The organism is Streptococcus sp. CCH5-D3 (assembly GCF_001556435.1).
Lineage (GTDB): Bacteria > Bacillota > Bacilli > Lactobacillales > Streptococcaceae > Streptococcus.
The window spans coordinates 1-210 of record NZ_LSIW01000083.1 but is presented as its reverse complement, the minus strand read 5'-3'; the positions used below and the strand labels follow the sequence as shown (position 1 = coordinate 210).

General features: G+C 46.2%; 1 protein-coding gene. It reads right to left on the bottom strand.

Translation table 11 applies throughout. The annotated features are described in order from the left end of the window. Nucleotides 1-210 (bottom strand): hypothetical protein (locus AX662_RS05860; protein ID WP_156430694.1); only part of this gene is annotated, 210 nt, incomplete at both ends.

Genomic DNA, 210 nt, shown 5'->3' with positions numbered 1-210 from the left:
CTGCTGGTGATTTCGCTTCTACTGATGCTGCTGGCTGACCATTTTCATCAAGAAGGGTAATTGAATCCTTGTTAATTGGCGCTACTTCATCACCTTCTGTGAAGGTTACTGTTCCAGTTTGAACCAAACCTTGAGGTCCCGTAGATTCAGCTGGTGTTGCTGTTGGAGTTACTGGTGTCACAGTTGGTGTGTAAGTCGCAGAAGCTTTGG